Source organism: Streptomyces sp. AC550_RSS872, assembly GCF_019049285.1.
Classification (GTDB): Bacteria; Actinomycetota; Actinomycetes; order Streptomycetales; family Streptomycetaceae; genus Streptomyces.
Genome location: NZ_JAGMUL010000033.1, coordinates 1 through 17,936 on the forward strand (window position 1 = coordinate 1; position 17,936 = coordinate 17,936).

The window sequence follows — 17,936 nt, forward strand, 5'->3', positions numbered from 1 at the left end:
CCCCCGCCGCATCGGCCCCCTCGGCCCGCGTCTGAGGCCCTACGTGCACAGGGGCCCGGCACCGTGACGGTGCCGGGCCCCTTCGCGTGGGTCGGTTACTCGGAGGGGGCCCAGTAGTCGAGCAGCGTGGCCACGCCGGGCTCCAGCGTCTTCCAGGTGCCGCTGAAGGAGAGGACCGCGAAGGCGGCGGCCGGGAAGCCGCGGCGGCTCATACGCTCGCGTGCGTCGCTCTCGGCCGCGCCGGCGAGGATCTCGGCGAGGCCCTGCACGCCGGGGTTGTGGCCGATCAGCAGGACGTTCTGCGCATCGTCCGGTGTCTCGTTGAGCAGGGCGATCAGCTCGCCGGGCGAGGCTTCGTAGACCCGCTCCTCGTAGATGGTTTTCGGCCGGTGCGGGAACTCGTGGACGGCGAGCTTCCAGGTCTCCCTGGTCCGGGTCGCGGTCGAGCACAGGGCCAGATCGAAGGGGACGTCGGTGTCGGCCAGCCTGCGTCCGGCCTCTGCCGCGTCCTTTCGGCCCCGGTCGGCGAGCGGACGCTCGTGGTCGTTCACCTGTGGCCAGTCGGCTTTCGCATGCCGGAAGAGGACAATCCTGCGGGGTTCTGCGACGCTCATGAGATCCAGCTTCGCATGAAACACGCCACGGGGCGCTGGGAGTTGACGGGCGGCTTCCGGGGTGCTCAGCGCGTGATCAACCGCTGTATGTGCTCGAAGAGCTGCGTGATCGTGGGCTCGGCGGTCGCGGCGTGCGCGTCGGACGGGTTCAGGATCAGCGTCAGCAGCGTGATGAACGCGAGCGTCGGCAGCGCGAGGGCCCACCAGGGCAGCCGGATGTCGCCACGGCCCGTGGACGCCGGGTGGGGCGGGGTGTGGGTGCGGGCCGACATGTCGCCTCCGTGAGTCTTCGAGTCTCCGTGTCCGCCTCCCGCGGTCACACTTCGAAGTTACGGACTTCTCGGCCGTCAACCCATCCGGTGATCCACCCAGTTGACCCTGACACTCGCCCCCTAGGGGACGGTGGTGCTAGCCCCACCATCGGCTGGACGACCTGCGTCAGAGGCGGCGGTCGTCCCGTCTCAGGGCGCGGCGATCGACGCCACGATGGCGATGATCACGAAGATGGCGAAGAAGGCGCCGAAGACGAGCAGCATCTTCTTCTGGCCGTTCTGGGGGTTCGGGTCGAGCACTGGCATACGGCAAGTCTCGCACCCGCGGTCCGCGGCGGGCGCGCCGGGGTGACGCTCAGCGGGCCGCCTCGTCCTCCACGGTGCGGTTGCGTCCCGCCAGGACGCCCACCGCCATCTGCGGGATCATGAGACCGGCCATGAGCGCGATCGGCAGCCCCCAGCCGCCGCTGTGCTGGTAGAGGACGCCCACCAGGAGCGGGCCGGGGATGGAGATCAGATAGCCGGTGCTCTGCGCGAAGCCCGACAGCTGGGCCACGCCCGCGCTGGTCCTGGCCCGCATGCCGACCAGGGTGAGGGCCAGCGGGAACGAGCAGTTGGAGACGCCGAGCAGCAGGGCCCAGGCCCAGGAGCCGGCGACCGGCGCGAGATACAGGCCGGCGTAGCCCACGAGGCCGCAGACGCCCAGCGCGAGCACGATCGGGCCCTGGTGGGGCAGCCGGGTGGCGAGGCGCGGGATCACGAAGGCCAGCGGCACGCCCATCACCATGGTGACGGCGAGCAGCAGCCCCGCCGTGCCGGCGTGTACGCCCGCGTCGCGGAAGATCTGCGCCATCCAGCCCATCGTGATGTAGGCGCCGGTGGCCTGGAGCCCGAAGTAGACGGCGAGAGCCCAGGCGGTGCGGCTCCGGGTGATCCGCAGCGTGGGGGCCACCACGCGCGCGTGCTTCTCCTGAGCGGAGAAACCGGGCGCCGCTCCCCCGTCCCGGCCCCTCTCCCGCTCCTGGTCCCGGCCCCTCTCCCGCTCCTGGTCCCGGTCCCGGTCCCGTACGAAGGGGATCCACGGCAGTACGGCCAACGCCGCGAGGCCCGCCCACACCGCGAGCCCGGTCTGCCAACTGCCGCCCAGCACCTCGGTCATCGGCACCGTGACGGCCGCCGCGGACGCGGTGCCGAGGGCGAGGGCCATCGAGTACAGGCCGGTCATGGAGCCGACCCGGTCCGGGAACCAGTGCTTGACGATGACCGGCATCAGGACGTTGCTGAGCGCGATGCCCATCAGGGCGAGGGCGCTGGCGGCCAGGAAGCCGGCCGTGCTGCCGACGTACGGGCGCAGGAGCAGTCCGGCGGTGATGGCGGCCATGCCGGCGCAGACCACCGCGCCGGGGCCGAACCGGCGGGCGAGCCGCGGGGCCATGACGCCGAAGAGGGCGAAGCAGAGCGGGGGCACGGAGGTGAGCAGTCCGGCCACGCTGCCGCTCATGCCGAGCCCGTCGCGGACCTCTTCGAGGAGGGCGCCGAGGCTGGTGATGGCGGGGCGGAGGTTCAACGCGGTCAGGACGATGCCGAGTACCACCAGGCGCGTCGTCCACGCGCGCGTGGCGGGCTGTGAGCGGGTGGGCGCCTCGGTGGTGCGTGTCTGGGCCGTGCGTATGCGCGTGGACGTCGCCGTCCGGTGTTCCTCGCGTGCCATGCGATCCATCATAGAATCATAGGATGATTGGTTGTCCACCTCCGGGCCGCTCGTTGCCCGCCCTCCCGTGCGAAGGTGTGCCATGCCCTTGAGCCACCCCCGTCGTTCGGCGCTGTCCGAGCAGGTCATCGCGGCGTTGCGGAACCAGATCACATCGGGCGAATGGCCGGTCGGCGCCCGCATCCCGACGGAGCCCGAGCTGGTCGAGCAGCTCGGCGTGGCCCGCAACACGGTCCGCGAGGCCGTCCGCGCGCTCGCCCACAACGGCCTGCTGGACATCCGCCAGGGCTCCGGCACCTATGTGGTGGCCACCAGCGAGCTGGCCGGCGTGATGCACCGCCGCTTCGCCGACGCCGACCCCCGGCACATCGCCGAGCTGCGCTCCACGCTGGAGTCCGCCGCCGCGAAGCTCGCCGCCGAGCGGCGCTCGGAGAAGGACCTCAAGCAGCTGGACGCGCTGCTGGTGCGGCGTGAGGAAGCCTGGGAGTCGGGCGACGCGGAGGCGTTCGTGGCGGCCGACGCGACCTTCCATCTGGCGGTGGTGGCGGCCTCCCACAACGACGTGATGACCGCGATGTACGCCGACCTGGGCGAGGTGCTGCGGGACTGGCTGCGCGAGGACGTCGGCCAGGAGCTGACGCCGGAGACGCACATGGACCACGCGCGGCTGGTGGACGCGATCCGCGCAGGCGACGCGACGGCGGCCGCGGCGGAGGCGGCGAGCTATCCGTTCCTGTGCCGTCCGGGGCGCTTCAGCTCTCCGGCCGGTGGCTGACCCACACCGAGGCGACCTCTTTCCAGCAGCGGCCGGTCAGCCGCACGGTCTGCGCCGGCTCGGCGTCCACCGAGGAGCCGTCACTGTCCAGATCCCACCAGCGGGCGCACTCGACGTGCAGGCTCACGCTGTCGGTCTGCGGATAGGGGTTGTGGCAGTACGCGGTCACATGGGAGCCGGTGATGCGAATCCGGCACGCGGCGCCGAAGAGACCCTCGGGCTCCGCTTCCGCTTCCGCGGGGTGCACACGCGCGTGGGCTATCGCGTCGTACGACAGGGGCAGTACGAGAGCGACGGCGACGGTCGTTGAGGCCAGGCGGCGGGACAAGCGCACAAGGGGACCTCCTCGGCCGTGGTGGGGAGGGGCTCGCGAAGTGAACGCGTACTCCAGAGTGCGCAGTTGTGGCCCCGGCCCGCCCGGCTGGATAGGCCGAACGGGTGACGCCCCGCTCCCCGCGCGCGGGCAGGAAACGGGGCGTCGAACGGCGTACGGGAGATCAGGCGCCGATGGCGTGCAGACCGCCGTCCACGTGGACGATCTCGCCGGTGGTCTTCGGGAACCAGTCCGACAGCAGGGCGACGACGCCCTTGCCCGCCGGCTCCGGGTCCTCCAGCTTCCACTCCAGCGGGGAGCGGCTGTCCCACACGGACGCCAGCTCGGCGAAGCCGGGGATGGACTTGGCGGCCATGGAGCCGATCGGACCCGCCGAGATCAGGTTGCAGCGGATGTCGTGCTTGCCGAGGTCACGCGCCATGTAGCGGTTCGTGGCCTCCAGGGCGGCCTTGGCGGGGCCCATCCAGTCGTACTGCGGCCAGGCGAACTGCGCGTCGAAGGTGAGGCCGACGACGGAGCCGCCCTCGGTCATCAGCGGCAGCAGCGCCATGGTCAGCGACTTCAGGGAGAAGGCGGAGACGTGCATGGCGGTGGCCACGGACTCGAACGGCGTGTTCAGGAAGTTGCCGCCGAGCGCGTCCTGCGGCGCGAAGCCGATGGAGTGCACGATGCCGTCGAGCCGGTCGCCCAGGTGCTCGCGGACCTGGCCCTCGAGGCGGGCAAGGTGCTGGTCGTTGGAGACGTCGAGCTCCAGGACCGTGGCCGGCTTGGGCAGCTTCTTGGCGATGCGCTCGGTCAGCGTGGGCCGGGGCCAGGCGGTGAGGATGATCTCCGCGCCCTGCTCCTGGGCCAGCTTGGCGGTGTGGAAGGCGATGGAGGACTCCATCAGCACACCGGTGATGAGGATGCGCTTGCCCTCGAGAATTCCGCTCATGGTGATCAGTGACCCATTCCCAGTCCGCCGTCAACGGGGATGACGGCTCCAGTGATGTACGAGGCGTCGTCCGAGGCGAGGAAGCGCACCGCGGCGGCGACCTCCTCCGGCTGCGCGTACCGGCCGAGCGGGACCTGCGACACGATGTTCGCGCGCTGCTCGTCGGTGAGCACCTTGGTCATGTCGGTGTCGACGAAGCCGGGCGCGACGACGTTGAAGGTGAGGTTGCGCGAGCCCAGCTCACGGGCAAGGGAGCGCGCGAAGCCGACCAGGGCGGCCTTGGAGGCGGCGTAGTTGGCCTGACCGGGACCGCCGTACAGACCGACGACCGACGAGATGAGGACCACGCGGCCCTTCCTGGCGCGCAGCATGCCGCGGTTGGCGCGCTTGACGACGCGGAAGGTGCCGGTGAGGTTGGTGTCGATGACCGAGGTGAAGTCCTCCTCGGACATGCGCATCAGGAGCTGGTCCTTGGTGATCCCGGCGTTGGCGACGAGCACCTCGACGGGCCCGTGCGCGTCCTCGATCTCCTTGTAGGCCTGCTCCACCTGCTCGCTGTCGGTGATGTCGCACTTGACGGCCAGGAAGCCGGCCGGCGGCTCACCCGAGCGGTATGTGATGGCGACCTTGTCGCCGGCGTCGGCGAAAGCGCGGGCGATGGCGAGGCCGATGCCCCGGTTGCCTCCGGTGACGAGAACCGAGCGGCTCAACGGATCACCCTTTCGATAGGGGTCTGACACACCCGCCCGAACAGCTGGATGACAGGCGGCTTCTCCGAAAACCTATCGGGCCGGTCCGGTCCGGGGACATTCGGGCACCGACAGTGGCGTAGGGGTGTCACTGTCGGGTCCCTACAGAAAGATGCGCACTCCAGCCGGAAACATGTGGTCCGCGGCCCCGCCGGCGCGACATGATCGGTGCCGACAGGCCACGACAGCAGGGAGACCTCCGTGCCTCATACGATCGACGAAGCCTTCACGGCGCTTCCGCTACGCGCCCTGGCCGACGCCGCGCTCGCACGCGCGCGTGCGCTCGGCGCCGAGCACGCGGACTTCCGGTTCGAGCGGGTGCGCAGCGCGTCCTGGCGGCTGAGGGACGCCCGGCTCGCCGGGTCGTCGGACACCACCGACCTCGGGTACGCGGTGCGTGTGGTGCACGCCGGGACCTGGGGGTTCGCCTCCGGGGTCGATCTGACGCTGGACGCCGCCGCCAAGGTCGCGTCGCAGGCGGTGGCGATGGCGAAGCTGTCGGCCCAGGTGATCAAGGCCGCCGGGTCGGACGAGCGGGTGGAGCTCGCCGACGAGCCGGTGCACGCCGAGAAGACGTGGATCTCGTCGTACGAGATCGATCCGTTCTCCGTGCCCGACGAGGAGAAGTCGGCACTGCTGGCGGACTGGAGCGCGCGACTGCTGGCGGCGGACGGCGTCAATCACGTGGACGCCTCGCTGCTCACCGTCCACGAGAACAAGTTCTACGCCGACACGGCCGGGACCGTGACCACCCAGCAGCGGGTACGGCTGCACCCGCAGCTGACCGCCGTGTCGGTCGACGAGTCGAGCGGCGAGTTCGACTCCATGCGCACCATCGCGCCGCCCGTGGGGCGTGGCTGGGAGTACCTGACGGGCACCGGCTGGGACTGGGCCGACGAGCTGGCGCGCATCCCCGAGCTGCTCGCCGAGAAGATGCGGGCGCCGAGCGTCGAGGCGGGCCCGTACGACCTCGTCGTCGACCCCTCCAACCTGTGGCTGACCATCCACGAGTCCATCGGTCACGCCACCGAGCTGGACCGCGCCCTCGGCTACGAGGCCGCCTACGCCGGCACCTCCTTCGCCACCTTCGACCAGATCGGCAAGCTCAGGTACGGCTCCGACCTGATGAACGTCACCGGTGACCGCACCGCCGAGCACGGCCTCGCGACCATCGGATACGACGACGAGGGCGTCGCGGGCCAGTCCTGGGACCTGGTGAAGGACGGCACCCTCGTCGGCTACCAGCTGGACCGGCGGATCGCGAAGCTGACCGGGTTCGAGCGGTCCAACGGGTGCGCGTTCGCCGACTCCCCCGGCCATGTGCCGGTGCAGCGCATGGCCAATGTGTCGCTTCAGCCGGATCCGGCCGGGATGTCGACCGAGGATCTGATCGGGAGCGTGGACCGCGGCATCTATGTCGTCGGCGACCGGTCCTGGTCGATCGACATGCAGCGCTACAACTTCCAATTTACGGGACAGCGGTTCTTCAAGATCGAGAACGGGCGGATCACCGGGCAGCTGCGGGACGTGGCCTACCAGGCGACGACCACGGACTTCTGGGGTTCGATGGCGGCCGTCGGCGGTCCCCAGACCTATGTGCTCGGCGGCGCCTTCAACTGCGGCAAGGCCCAGCCGGGCCAGGTCGCCGCGGTCTCGCACGGCTGCCCGTCGGCCCTCTTCAAGGGAGTCAACATTCTCAACACCACGCAGGAGGCCGGTCGATGAGCGCTCACTCCAACAAGGCGCACAAGCCGCACGAGATCGTCGAGCGGGCCCTGGAGCTGTCCCGGGCCGACGGGTGCGTCGTCATCGCCGACGAGCAGTCGACCGCCAATCTGCGCTGGGCGGGCAACGCGCTCACCACGAACGGCGTCACGCGCGGGCGGACGCTCACCGTCGTCGCGACCGTCGACGGCAAGGAGGGCACGGCCTCGGGGGTCGTGTCGCGGTCGGCCGTCACCGTGGACGAGCTGGAGCCGCTGGTGCGGGCCGCCGAGGCCGCCGCACGCGGTGCCGGGCCCGCCGAGGACGCGCAGCCGCTCGTGACGGAGGCACCGGCGTCGCCGGACTTCACGGACGCCCCGGCCGAGACGTCGTCCACCGTGTTCGCCGACTTCGCCCCGGCACTCGGTGAGGCGTTCGCACGCGCGCGTGCGGGCGGACGGGAGCTGTACGGCTTCGCCAACCACGAGCTGGTGTCGACGTACGTGGGCACGTCCACCGGGCTGCGGCTGCGGCACGACCAGCCCAACGGCACGCTGGAGCTGAACGCCAAGTCGCCGGATCGTACGCGTTCGGCGTGGGCGGGGCGCTCCACTCGGGACTTCAAGGACGTGGACCCGACCGCGCTGGACGCAGAGCTGGCCGTACGTCTCGGCTGGGCCGAGCGGCGCCTGGAGCTGCCGGCGGGCCGCTACGAGACGCTGCTGCCGCCGACCGCCGTCGCCGACCTGCTGATCTACCAGATGTGGTCGGCGTCGGGACGGGACGCCGTCGAGGGCCGGACGGTGTTCTCCAAGCCCGGGGGCAAGACGCGCGTCGGCGAGAAGGTGAGCGAGCTGCCGCTGACGCTGCGCAGTGACCCGAACGAGCCGGGTCTGGAGTCCGCGCCCTTCGTGATCGCGCACTCCTCCGGCGGCGACCAGTCCGTGTTCGACAACGGGTTGCCGATCGTGGCCACCGAGTGGATGCGCGAGGGCGAGCTGAAGCACCTCACGACCACCCGCCACAGTGCCGGGCTGACCGGTCTGCCGGTGGCGCCGGGGGCCGACAACCTGATCCTGGACGGCGGCGAGGACCGCTCACTGGAGGAGATGGTCGCGAACACCGGGCGCGGGCTGCTGCTGACCTGCCTCTGGTACATCCGCGAGGTCGATCCGGCGACGCTGCTGCTCACCGGCCTGACCCGGGACGGCGTCTACCTCGTCGAGAACGGTGAGGTGACCGGCGAGGTCAACAACTTCCGGTTCAACGAGTCGCCGGTCGGCCTGCTGGGGCGGGCGACTGAGGCGGGGCGGACCGAGAAGACGCTGCCGCGGGAGTGGAGCGACTGGTTCACCAGGGCGGCGATGCCGGCCCTGCGCGTCCCCGATTTCAACATGAGCTCTGTCAGTCAGGGCGTATAACCTCGTAGTCGGCTGTCACCCGACTGCCCGAGATCATCAAGGAGACACGAGAACCGTGACGGACATCGTCGACGAGCTGAAGTGGCGCGGCGTGATCGCCCTGTCCACTGACGAGGACGCATTGCGCAAGGCGCTCGCGGACGGTCCCGTCACGTTCTATTGCGGTTTCGACCCCACCGCGGCCAGCCTGCACGTCGGCCACCTGGTCCAGGTCCTCACCATGCGCCGCCTCCAGCAGGCGGGCCTGCGCCCGCTGGCGCTGGTCGGCGGCGCCACGGGCCAGATCGGCGATCCGCGCCCGACGGCCGAGCGCACGCTGAACGACCCGGAGACGGTCGCGAACTGGGTGAACCGCCTGCGCGCGCAGATCCAGCCGTTCCTGTCCTTCGAGGGCGACAACGCCGCGGTGATGGTGAACAACCTGGACTGGACGGCCGGCATGTCGGCCATCGAGTTCCTGCGGGACATCGGCAAGCACTTCCGCGTCAACAAGATGCTCACCAAGGACTCGGTGGCCCGTCGGCTCCAGTCCGAGGAGGGCATCAGCTACACGGAGTTCAGCTACCAGCTCCTCCAGGGCATGGACTTCCTGGAGTTGTACCGGCGGCACGGCTGCACGCTCCAGCAGGGCGGCAGCGACCAGTGGGGCAACCTCACGGCGGGTCTGGACCTGATCCACCGGCTGGAGCCGCACGCCAATGTGCACGCGCTCGCGACCCCGCTGATGACGAAGGCGGACGGCACCAAGTTCGGCAAGACCGAGGGCGGCGCCATCTGGCTCGACGCGGAGATGACGACGCCGTACGCGTTCTACCAGTTCTGGCTGAACGCGGACGACCGGGACATCTCGACGTACATGCGGATCCTGTCCTTCAAGTCCCGTGCGGAGCTGGAGGAGCTGGAGAGGCAGACCGAGGAGCGGCCGCAGGCGCGGGCCGCGCAGCGTGCGCTGGCCGAGGAGCTGACGACTCTGGTGCACGGCGCCGACCAGACGGCCGCGGTGATCGCCGCGTCCAAGGCCCTCTTCGGCCAGGGCGAGCTGGCGGAGCTGGACGACCGGACGCTGGCGGCGGCCCTGTCCGAGGTGCCGCACATCCAGGTGGATCAGCTCGGCCCGGTCGTCGACCTGCTCGCCGAGGTCGGCCTGGTGGCCAGCAAGTCCGCCGCGCGGCGCACCGTGAAGGAGGGCGGGGCCTACGTGAACAACGTCAAGGTCGCCGGCGAGGACGCGGTGCCGGCGAAGGAGGACCTGCTGCACGGGCGGTGGCTGGTGCTGCGGCGCGGGAAGAAGAACCTGGCGGCCGTGGAGGTCACGAGCGCGTAGCGCTCCGCGGGAGGCGCCGTTTCGGGTTGCGCCGCAGGGGTGCGGTGATCTGCGGGGTGCGGCTGCGTTGTGGCTGGTCGCGCCCCGCGGCGGAGCCGCGGGTCGACACAGCCCCGCGCCTCTTTGGGGCACCTCACCCCCGTTGCTCCTTCCTCTTGCCCAGCGTCGACATGTACAGCATGTCCCCCGCGTACACGATGATCACCGCGGCGATGACCTGGAAGATGTGCCGGCTCCAGTCGATGCCCCTGGTCTCCTCGACGCCGAACCCGCGGGCGACGGCGTTTCCGACGATGGCGCCGAGCATGCCGAAGATGGTGGTCAGCCAGAGGGGGCTGTGCTGCTTGCCCGGGATGAGCGCCTTCGCGATCAGGCCCAGCACGAATCCGACGATGATCGCCCACAACCAGCCCATGGCTTCCTCCTCGTACGGCTCGGGTGAGCAGTACGCCCAGTTTTGGTCCGGTCGGGGTACGCCGCATGTCGGGTACGGCTGTACGCGTTACGGCTCACGGCGTTCCTCCAGGTGGCAGGGGCCCCGGTCTCGTAGGCGGGGGAGGCGAGGCGTACCGTGGGTGGTGTCCCGGCCAGGGTCCCCGGCCGGGGTCGGACGGGTACGGGCGGGGGAGAGTCCGATGCGGGCGGATGGTGGAATGTGATGCGGAAGCTGCATGCGGGCGCCAACACCGAGGTGTTCCGGATCACCGGAGCCCGGGCGGGTCTCCACGACGATGTGCGCGCGCGACAGCGCCGGTACATCATCTCGATGTCGGTCCGTACGGTGTCGGTGATCCTCGCGGCCACCCTGTGGAACGTCGAACGGCACGTCGCGATCGTGGCGTTGGTCCTCGGGGCGGTCCTGCCGTACATCGCGGTGGTGATCGCCAACGCGGGGCGGGAGAATGCGCCGTCTCTGCCGTCGACGTTCGTGACCGCGCATGTGCGGCCGATGATCGCGCCGCCGCGGACGAATGACGGTTTCGCGGAATCGGTCCCGGAAGATGTTGCGGCCGACTCCGCGCCGGACGCACAAAGCAAACCACGCGACGGGGCGTGATTTCGCGGACCGGTGCCGTCCGGAAGGCCAGTCCGCGCCAAGCTCAGGAAAAGCTCAGATCAATAGTGTTGTTCCGGTGCCGGGCGACGGGTTACCCGTGACATACTTCGTAGGCGCTCCGCATCCCCCGTCGGAGCGACGGACCGACGCCGGGCAGCTCCCCCCGTGGCTGCTCGGCGTCGCCTTTTTATGCGCGAATCTGTGAGACGAATCTGTGAGTGACGAGACGCCGATCTGCTCCGCCAAGGGGTGCCGTGCCGACGCCGTGTGGGTGCTGGCGTGGAACAATCCGAAGATTCACACGCCGGAGCGCCGCAAGACATGGCTCGCGTGTGAGGAGCATCGCGAGCACTTGTCGCAGTTCCTCGGGGTGCGGGGGTTCTTGAAGGACGTCGTCCTGTTGAAGGAGTGGGAAGAGGACTCCAGGGAGGACTCCTCAGCCACCGATGGCTGACATCGGACGGTCCGGCTGGACGAACGACGGGTCGTCCAGGCCCGCTCCCGCCTTCTTGCCCCACATCGCCAGGCGCCAGATGCGGGCGATCTCCTCGTCCGGGGCGCCCGAGCGCAGGGCCGCGCGCAGGTCCGTCTCCTCCGTGGCGAACAGGCAGGTGCGGACCTGGCCGTCGGCCGTCAGGCGGGTGCGGTCGCAGGCCGAGCAGAACGGGCGGGTGACGGAGGCGATCACGCCGACCACGTGCGGGCCGCCGTCGACCAGCCAGCGCTCGGCCGGGGCCGAGCCGCGCTTTTCCGCGCCTTCGGGGGTCAGCTCGAAGCGGGTGCGCAGGGAGGTCAGGATGTCCCCGGCGGTGATCATGCCGTCGCGCTTCCAGCCGTGCTGGGCGTCCAGGGGCATCTGCTCGATGAAGCGCAGTTCGTAGTCGTGCTCCACGGCCCAGGCGAGCAGGTCGGGGGCCTCGTCGTCGTTCAGGCCCGGCATCAGGACCGAGTTGACCTTGACCGGGGTCAGGCCCGCGTCGCGGGCGGCGTGCAGGCCCTCGATGACGTCCTTGTGGCGGTCACGGCGGGTGAGGGTCTTGAAGACGTCGGGGCGCAGGGTGTCCAGGGAGACGTTGACCCGATCCAGGCCCGCCGCCTTCAGGGCGGACGCGGTGCGCTTGAGGCCGATGCCGTTCGTCGTCAGGGACATCTGGGGGCGGGGCTCCAGCGCCGCGACCCGCTCGACTATGCCGACCAGGCCCGGGCGCAGCAGGGGCTCGCCGCCGGTGAAGCGGACTTCCTCGATGCCGAGGGAGGTGACGGCGATGTCGATCAGGCGGACGATCTCGTCGTCCGTGAGCAGGTCGGGCTTGGCCAGCCACTGCAAGCCCTCCTCGGGCATGCAGTACGTGCACCGCAGGTTGCAGCGGTCGGTCAGCGAAACCCTCAGGTCGGTGGCCACACGGCCGTAGGTGTCGATGAGCACTGGGCCCCCTCCCTCGTCACGACCAGATTCAACTTCCGTCACCTGTGAGCCTACGTGACCGCACTGACAGCGACACCGGCCCGATCCCACGACGTACGACGCGGCCGCGTCGTAGGGATCTACGACGCGGCCGCTGAAGGGTGATGCTCAGTGGGCGCCGGTGCCGGTCAGGGACCGGACCTCCAGCTCCGCGTACTTGCCGGCGTCGGGCTCTTCCTTGGACAGGACCGTGCCGAGCCAGCCCATGAAGAAGCCGAACGGGATGGAGATGATGCCCGGGTTCTTCAGCGGGAACCAGGCGAAGTCGACATCCGGGAACATCGCCTTGGGGTCGCCGGAGACGACGGGCGAGAACAGGACCAGGCCGACGGCGACGATCAGACCGCCGTAGATCGACCACAGCGCGCCCTGGGTGGTGAACCGCTTCCAGAACAGGCTGTAGAGGATCGTCGGCAGGTTGGCGGAGGCCGCGACCGCGAAGGCCAGGGCGACCAGGCCGGCGACGTTGAGGTCGCGGGCGAGGGCGCCGAGGAGGATGGAGACGGCGCCGATGCCGATGGTGGCGAGGCGGGCGGCCCGGATCTCCTCCTTCTCGGTGGCCTGACCCTTCTTGATCACGTTCGCGTAGATGTCGTGGGCGAACGACGAGGACGAGGCCAGCGTCAGACCGGCGACCACGGCGAGGATCGTCGCGAAGGCCACCGCCGAGATGGTGGCGAGCAGGATCGCGCCCCAGGCCGAGTCGACGCCGCCCAGGTGGAGGGCGAGCAGGGGCGCCGCCGTGTTGCCGGACGGGTTGGACGCGATGATCTCGTCCTGGGAGATCAGCGCTGCGGCGCCGAAGCCGAGGGCGATGGTCATCAGGTAGAAGCCGCCGATGATGCCGATGGCCCAGTTCACGGACTTACGGGCGGCCTTGGCGTTGGGCACCGTGTAGAAGCGGATCAGGATGTGCGGCAGGCCGGCGGTGCCGAGGACCAGGGCGATGCCGAGGGAGATGAAGTCCAGCTTGGAGAGGCCGGTCGCGCCGTACTGGAGGCCGGGCTCCAGGAAGGCGGCGCCCTTTCCGCTGTTCTCGGCGGCCTTGCCGAGCAGGTCGGAGATGTTGAAGTTGAACTTCAGCAGCACCAGGAAGGTGATCAGGATGGTGCCGCCGATAAGGAGCACGGCCTTGACCATCTGGACCCAGGTGGTGCCCTTCATGCCGCCGATGGAGACGTACACGATCATCAGGACGCCGACGAGGGCGACGATGAGGATCTTGCCCGCGTCGGTGGTGATGCCGAGCAGCAGCGAGACCAGGACGCCCGCGCCCGCCATCTGGGCCAGCAGGTAGAAGATCGACACGACGATCGTTGACGTACCGGCCGCCGTGCGCACGGGGCGCTGGCGCATGCGGTACGCGAGGACGTCGCCCATCGTGTAGCGGCCGGAGTTCCTGAGCGGCTCGGCCACCAGGAGCAGGGCGACCAGCCAGGCGACCAGGAAGCCGATGGAGTACAGGAAGCCGTCGTAGCCGAAGAGGGCGATGGCGCCGGCGATGCCGAGGAAGGACGCGGCGGACATGTAGTCGCCGGAGACGGCGAGGCCGTTCTGGAAGGCGCTGAAGGACCGGCCGCCCGCGTAGAAGTCGGCGGCGTCCTTGGTCTGGCGGCCCGCCCAGACAGTGATGAAGAGGGTCGCGACCACGAAGAGCGCGAACAGGGTGATGATCAGCGGCCGGTGCTCGCTGGCCTCGTTGGCGGCGAGCTGCACATGGGTCATCGCGGGGCTCATGCGCCGCCCTCCATACGTGTCTTGATGGCCTCGGCCTTGGGATCGAGCTTCGCGCCGGCGTGGCGCGAGTACCACCAGGCGATGAGGAACGTGGTGATGAACTGGGCGATACCGAGGACGAACGCGACGTTGATGTTGCCGAACAGCTTGGTGCCCATGAAGTCGCCCGCGTAGTTGGAGAGCAGGACGTACAGCAGGTACCAGGCGATGAAGGCGACGGTCAGCGGGAAGGCGAAGGAGCGGTAGGAGCGGCGCAGTTCACCGAACTCCGCACTCTGCTGCACCTCGGTGAACTCCTCGGTTGTGGGGAGTTTGTGTGTCTCTTTCGAGGGGGGCGGTGCGTCGGTAGCCACGGAGTCTCCTCGCGTTGCGGGCGCTGTTGCGACGGTTGACGGGGACGGGTCGGGGGGTGGGGACGAGTTGGGTAGGGGCATGGCGGCTCTGTTCCTCGCGATGACGTGGATCACTTGAGCCGGGTGGCGATGTTAGGGCCACGGCGCGTGATCCGACAGGGGGCTCGATCCTGCTCGTGCCTCCTTCACAAGGTCACGGCGCCACGCGAGGACCGGTTCAACTCCGAGGGCCTCTTTCCGAAGTCGCTCGGATCAGTGATTGCTGGTCCGGAAGATCAGGGATAGCTTCACTCCAGTACGAATCGTCATGTACCTGCCCGAGCGCCCATCCCCGCCCAGGGCGGGTTTTCCGTTCCGGATGATGTGGAGAACCCATGGCTCATCTGCGGTCCAGACGCCGTCTCGGCCTCGCCGTGCCCCTCGCCCTGTCACTGACCGCCTCGCTCGGCTTCCTGCCGGCGGCGGCCTCGGCCGCACCGCTCGCGGAGGCGCCCGTGCAGGCCACGGACGCGACCTCGCTGGCGTATGTCGTCAACACCTGGCCGGACCACCGCACGATCGAGTCGGTGAAGAAGGCGATCACAGCGGCCGGCGGCACCGTGGTGACCTCGTACGACAAGATCGGCGTGATCGTCGTCCACTCGGCGAACCCCGACTTCGCCAAGACGATGCGCACCGTGCGCGGGGTGCAGTCGGCGGGCGCGACGCGTACGGCGCCCCTGACCGCCGCCGGCTCCACGGACGAGGGCCCCGCCCAGCTGCTGACGAAGCAGCAGGCCACGAAGGCCGCGAAGGCGTCCGGCGCGGCGGCCGACAGCGAGCCTCTTGAGGCCGACCAGTGGGACCTGCGGGCGATAGGCGCCGACAAGGCCGCCAAGATCAACCCGGGCAGCGAGAAGGTCACCGTCGCCGTCATCGACACGGGCGTCGACGACACCCATCCGGACCTGGCCCCGAACTTCTCCGCAGCCCAGTCGGCGAACTGCGTGGGCGGGGTCCCGGACACCAGCGAGGGCGCCTGGCGGCCGTACACCGCGGAGGACTACCACGGCACGCATGTCGCCGGTGAGATAGCCGCGGCCCGCAACGGCATCGGCGTCGCGGGGGTCGCGCCCGGCGTGAAGGTCGCCGGTATCAAGGTGAGCGACCCCAAGAACGGTCTGTTCTACCCGGAGAACGTCGTCTGCGCCTTCGTGTTCGCCGCCGACCACGGCGTGGAGATCACGAACAACAGCTACTACGTCGACCCGTGGCTGTACAACTGCATGGACGACCCCGACCAGAAGGCCATCGTTGACGCGGTCAACAGGGCCCAGCTGTACGCCCAGAAGAAGGGCACGCTGCACCTGGCCTCGGCGGGCAACTCCAACCACGACATGGACGCCGACGCCATCGTGGACGAGTCCAGCCCCGACGACTCCACGCCGGTCAACCGCACGATCGACCCGCACAAGTGCTTCGACGTGCCGACCCAGCTGCCGGGCGTGGTCACGGTGAGCGCGACCGGCGTCAAGAACGACAAGTCGTACTACTCGTCCTACGGGTACGGCGTCGTGGACGTCGCGGCCCCGGGCGGCGACCGGAAGTTCCAGATCCCCACGGACACCCCGTCGAAGAACGGCCGCATCCTGTCCACCATGCCGAACGGCGAGTACGGCTGGCTACAGGGCACCTCGATGGCCTCCCCGCACGCGGCGGGCGTCGCCGCGCTGCTGAAGTCCCGGTACCCGAAGGCGACTCCGGCCGCGCTTCAGGCGCTGCTGAAGGCGCAGGCGGACAACCCGGGCTGCCCTGAGTCGTACGACCAGGACGGCGACGGCGCGCAGGACGCGGTGTGCGAGGGCGGCAAGCGGTTCAACGGTTTCTACGGGTACGGCGTCGTTGACGCACTGGACGCCGTTGACTGAGTAGTCACACCTCTCCCGGTCGACGTATCGGGCACACATATTGATTGAGTCAATACTGCATAGTGCAGTCATGACTGGAATCAACTCCGCTTGGTCCGGGGTGGGCGGCGACCCCGCCCTTCTCACCCGTGTGTCGACCGTGACGCGGGAAGGCGCGCTTCAGGCACGCCTTCCCGTACGGGAGTTGGCGCGCGCCTGTGTGGGTGCGTGCGCGCTGGCCGCCGCGGAGCTCGGGGCGCGGCGGGCCGGGCTCGCCGAGGTGCCCCGGGTGACGCTGGACGACGGGGCGGTCGCCACGGCGTTCGTGAGTGAACGGCATCTAATGGTCGACGGGCGCGCACCCGTGGCGTTCGCGCCGCTGTCGCGGTTCTGGCCGACGGCGGACGGCTGGGTGCGGACGCATGCGAACTATCCCCATCACCGGGCCCGTTTGGCGGCCGCGCTGGGCGTGGCCGAGGAGGAGCCCGACGCCGTGGGGGCGGCTCTCGCCGAGCGTTCCTCGCTGGAGGTGGAGGCGGCCATGTACGCGGCCGGCGGGCTGGCCGTGGCGCTGCGGACACCTGAGGAGTGGGCGGCGCACGAGCAGGCGGTCGCGGTGGCCCGACGGCCGCTGGTCGAGCATGAGCGGTCGGACACGGTACGCGCGCGTGCGCTCCCGGCGCTCGACGGCACTCCCCTGCTGCCCGCCGCCGGGGTCCGCGTACTGGACCTGACGCGGGTCATCGCCGGACCGGTCGCCACGCGCACGCTCGCGCTGCTCGGCGCGGACGTGCTGCGCGTGGACGCGCCACAGCTGCCCGAACTGGCCGACCAGCACACCGACACGGGCTTCGGGAAGCGCTCGGCGACGCTGGACCTGGCGGCCGACCGGCGTGCCTTCGAGGAACTGCTCGCGGCGGCGGACGTCGTCGTCACGGGGTACCGGCCGGGCGCCCTCGACCGGTTCGGGCTGTCGGCCCGGGCGCTCGCCGAGCGGCGACCGGGGCTGATCGTGGCGGAGTTGTCGGCCTGGGGGTCGTACGGACCGTGGCGCGAGCGGCGCGGGTTCGACAGCCTCGTGCAGGCCGCCACCGGAATCGCCGCGATCGAGGGAGCCACGGGAGCCACGGGAGCGACGAGGGCCTCGACCGACGGGCCGGCGGCCGTGAGCTCGCCCGGCGCCCTGCCCGCGCAGGCCCTCGACCACGGGACGGGGTATCTGCTGGCGGCAGCTGTACTGCGGGCACTGTCCGAGCAGTTGGGGCAAGGGGAGGGCCAGGGCCGGTGCGTACGGCTGGCTTTGGCGCGGACGGCGGAGTGGCTGATGAACGGGATCAGGCCTGACCCGGAGGGGAGCCTGGGGGACGGGGTGGCCAGCTCATCCGACGCGTACGACTCTGACAACGCGCCCGGCATCTGGCTGAACGAGCGGAGCAGTGCGCTCGGGCGGCTGCGGTATGCCCTGCCGCCGGTGTCGTTCGCGGGCGGTCCCGGCGACTGGGCACGGCCGCCGGGGGTCTGGGGTGCGGATTCGGCGCGGTGGGTCTGAGGGCCGGGGGCCGTCCGAGCCGTACCTCCGTGCGGAATGCCGCACCACCAC

General features: G+C 70.1%; 19 protein-coding genes. 8 read left to right on the forward strand and 11 right to left on the reverse strand.

The window, feature by feature from the left end; genetic code table 11:
- Positions 1–95: 95 nt before the first annotated feature.
- The 4 genes from KUM44_RS16275 to KUM44_RS16285 form a co-directional block, all read right to left on the reverse strand.
- On the reverse strand, positions 96–614 hold the full coding sequence (locus KUM44_RS16275) for a histidine phosphatase family protein (protein ID WP_217208599.1): 519 nt from the start codon (positions 612–614) through the stop codon (positions 96–98).
- 65 nt (positions 615–679) lie between these two features.
- Entirely contained in the window at positions 680–886 is a 207-nt protein-coding gene (locus KUM44_RS16280) for a hypothetical protein (protein ID WP_217208600.1), read from the reverse strand.
- Between the two features lie 189 nt (positions 887–1,075).
- On the reverse strand, positions 1,076–1,192 hold the full coding sequence (locus tag KUM44_RS45410) for an SGM_5486 family transporter-associated protein (protein ID WP_254389607.1): 117 nt from the start codon (positions 1,190–1,192) through the stop codon (positions 1,076–1,078).
- A 49-nt stretch (positions 1,193–1,241) separates the two neighbouring features.
- Positions 1,242–2,609: a CynX/NimT family MFS transporter gene (locus KUM44_RS16285; protein ID WP_217208601.1), complete on the reverse strand. Its 1,368-nt coding sequence runs from the start codon at positions 2,607–2,609 to the stop codon at positions 1,242–1,244.
- Positions 2,610–2,679: 70 nt separating this feature from the next.
- Between KUM44_RS16285 and KUM44_RS16290 the strand changes: the two genes are divergently transcribed.
- On the forward strand, positions 2,680–3,372 hold the full coding sequence (locus tag KUM44_RS16290) for a FadR/GntR family transcriptional regulator (RefSeq protein WP_217208602.1): 693 nt from the start codon (positions 2,680–2,682) through the stop codon (positions 3,370–3,372).
- Here the strand turns inward: KUM44_RS16290 and KUM44_RS16295 are convergent.
- The 3 genes from KUM44_RS16295 to fabG form a co-directional block, all read right to left on the reverse strand.
- A complete protein-coding gene (locus tag KUM44_RS16295) occupies positions 3,350–3,706 on the reverse strand; it encodes a hypothetical protein (RefSeq protein WP_217208603.1) in 357 nt (118 codons plus the stop codon). The two genes, KUM44_RS16290 and KUM44_RS16295, sit on opposite strands and share 23 nt — an antisense overlap.
- 163 nt (positions 3,707–3,869) lie before the next feature.
- Complete coding sequence (fabI, locus tag KUM44_RS16300) at positions 3,870–4,640, reverse strand: enoyl-ACP reductase FabI (RefSeq protein WP_217208604.1); 771 nt, start codon at positions 4,638–4,640, stop codon at positions 3,870–3,872.
- 5 nt (positions 4,641–4,645) lie between these two features.
- Entirely contained in the window at positions 4,646–5,350 is a 705-nt protein-coding gene (gene fabG / locus KUM44_RS16305; RefSeq protein ID WP_217208605.1) for a 3-oxoacyl-[acyl-carrier-protein] reductase, read from the reverse strand.
- Between the two features lie 240 nt (positions 5,351–5,590).
- On the opposite strand from fabG, the gene KUM44_RS16310 reads away from it, so the two are divergent.
- The 3 genes from KUM44_RS16310 to tyrS are packed head-to-tail and all read left to right on the forward strand — an operon-like array spanning position 5,591 to position 9,838.
- Positions 5,591–7,114, forward strand: a complete 1,524-nt coding sequence (locus tag KUM44_RS16310) for a TldD/PmbA family protein (protein ID WP_217208606.1) — start codon at positions 5,591–5,593, stop codon at positions 7,112–7,114.
- Positions 7,111–8,514, forward strand: coding sequence for a metallopeptidase TldD-related protein (locus KUM44_RS16315; RefSeq protein WP_217208607.1), 1,404 nt, complete (start codon positions 7,111–7,113; stop codon positions 8,512–8,514). The genes KUM44_RS16310 and KUM44_RS16315 overlap by 4 nt, the downstream gene beginning before the upstream one ends.
- 55 nt (positions 8,515–8,569) lie before the next feature.
- Positions 8,570–9,838, forward strand: coding sequence for a tyrosine--tRNA ligase (gene tyrS / locus KUM44_RS16320; protein ID WP_217208608.1), 1,269 nt, complete (start codon positions 8,570–8,572; stop codon positions 9,836–9,838).
- Positions 9,839–9,971: 133 nt separating this feature from the next.
- On the opposite strand, the gene KUM44_RS16325 is transcribed toward tyrS, so the two are convergent.
- Positions 9,972–10,253, reverse strand: coding sequence for a GlsB/YeaQ/YmgE family stress response membrane protein (locus KUM44_RS16325; RefSeq protein ID WP_217208609.1), 282 nt, complete (start codon positions 10,251–10,253; stop codon positions 9,972–9,974).
- A 243-nt stretch (positions 10,254–10,496) separates the two neighbouring features.
- Between KUM44_RS16325 and KUM44_RS16330 the strand changes: the two genes are divergently transcribed.
- Complete coding sequence (locus KUM44_RS16330; protein ID WP_217208610.1) at positions 10,497–10,895, forward strand: DUF3099 domain-containing protein; 399 nt, start codon at positions 10,497–10,499, stop codon at positions 10,893–10,895.
- 214 nt (positions 10,896–11,109) lie between these two features.
- On the forward strand, positions 11,110–11,349 hold the full coding sequence (locus KUM44_RS16335; RefSeq protein WP_217208611.1) for a hypothetical protein: 240 nt from the start codon (positions 11,110–11,112) through the stop codon (positions 11,347–11,349).
- Here the strand turns inward: KUM44_RS16335 and moaA are convergent.
- The 3 genes from moaA to KUM44_RS16350 form a co-directional block, all read right to left on the reverse strand.
- Positions 11,332–12,321 carry a GTP 3',8-cyclase MoaA gene (gene moaA / locus KUM44_RS16340; RefSeq protein ID WP_217208612.1) on the reverse strand — a complete coding sequence of 330 codons (990 nt, stop codon included), beginning with the start codon at positions 12,319–12,321 and terminating at the stop codon, positions 11,332–11,334. The two genes, KUM44_RS16335 and moaA, sit on opposite strands and share 18 nt — an antisense overlap.
- A 147-nt stretch (positions 12,322–12,468) precedes the next feature.
- Positions 12,469–14,097 (reverse strand): cation acetate symporter, encoded by a 1,629-nt coding sequence (locus tag KUM44_RS16345; RefSeq protein ID WP_217208613.1) that lies wholly within the window; start codon positions 14,095–14,097, stop codon positions 12,469–12,471.
- A complete protein-coding gene (locus tag KUM44_RS16350) occupies positions 14,094–14,450 on the reverse strand; it encodes a DUF485 domain-containing protein (RefSeq protein WP_217208614.1) in 357 nt (118 codons plus the stop codon). Before KUM44_RS16350 ends, KUM44_RS16345 begins: the two co-directional genes overlap by 4 nt.
- A gap of 374 nt (positions 14,451–14,824) precedes the next feature.
- Here KUM44_RS16350 and KUM44_RS16355 point away from each other — a divergent pair, with 374 nt between their 5' ends.
- Positions 14,825–16,357 carry a S8 family serine peptidase gene (locus tag KUM44_RS16355; RefSeq protein ID WP_217208615.1) on the forward strand — a complete coding sequence of 511 codons (1,533 nt, stop codon included), beginning with the start codon at positions 14,825–14,827 and terminating at the stop codon, positions 16,355–16,357.
- A gap of 70 nt (positions 16,358–16,427) precedes the next feature.
- A complete protein-coding gene (locus tag KUM44_RS16360) occupies positions 16,428–17,885 on the forward strand; it encodes a CoA transferase (protein ID WP_217208616.1) in 1,458 nt (485 codons plus the stop codon).
- The last annotated feature ends 51 nt before the right edge of the window (positions 17,886–17,936 follow it).

Excerpts from the sequence above, each read along its gene's own strand:
- KUM44_RS16275 (WP_217208599.1), bottom strand. The coding sequence starts at position 614 with ATGAGCGTCGCAGAACCCCGCAGGATTGTCCTCTTCCGGCATGCGAAA.
- KUM44_RS16280 (WP_217208600.1), bottom strand. The coding sequence starts at position 886 with ATGTCGGCCCGCACCCACACCCCGCCCCACCCGGCGTCCACGGGCCGT.
- KUM44_RS45410 (WP_254389607.1), bottom strand. The coding sequence starts at position 1,192 with ATGCCAGTGCTCGACCCGAACCCCCAGAACGGCCAGAAGAAGATGCTG.
- KUM44_RS16285 (WP_217208601.1), bottom strand. The coding sequence starts at position 2,609 with ATGATGGATCGCATGGCACGCGAGGAACACCGGACGGCGACGTCCACG.
- KUM44_RS16290 (WP_217208602.1), top strand. The coding sequence starts at position 2,680 with ATGCCCTTGAGCCACCCCCGTCGTTCGGCGCTGTCCGAGCAGGTCATC.
- fabI (WP_217208604.1), bottom strand. The coding sequence starts at position 4,640 with ATGAGCGGAATTCTCGAGGGCAAGCGCATCCTCATCACCGGTGTGCTG.
- KUM44_RS16315 (WP_217208607.1), top strand. The coding sequence starts at position 7,111 with ATGAGCGCTCACTCCAACAAGGCGCACAAGCCGCACGAGATCGTCGAG.
- KUM44_RS16325 (WP_217208609.1), bottom strand. The coding sequence starts at position 10,253 with ATGGGCTGGTTGTGGGCGATCATCGTCGGATTCGTGCTGGGCCTGATC.
- KUM44_RS16330 (WP_217208610.1), top strand. The coding sequence starts at position 10,497 with ATGCGGAAGCTGCATGCGGGCGCCAACACCGAGGTGTTCCGGATCACC.
- KUM44_RS16345 (WP_217208613.1), bottom strand. The coding sequence starts at position 14,097 with ATGAGCCCCGCGATGACCCATGTGCAGCTCGCCGCCAACGAGGCCAGC.
- KUM44_RS16355 (WP_217208615.1), top strand. The coding sequence starts at position 14,825 with ATGGCTCATCTGCGGTCCAGACGCCGTCTCGGCCTCGCCGTGCCCCTC.
- KUM44_RS16360 (WP_217208616.1), top strand. The coding sequence starts at position 16,428 with ATGACTGGAATCAACTCCGCTTGGTCCGGGGTGGGCGGCGACCCCGCC.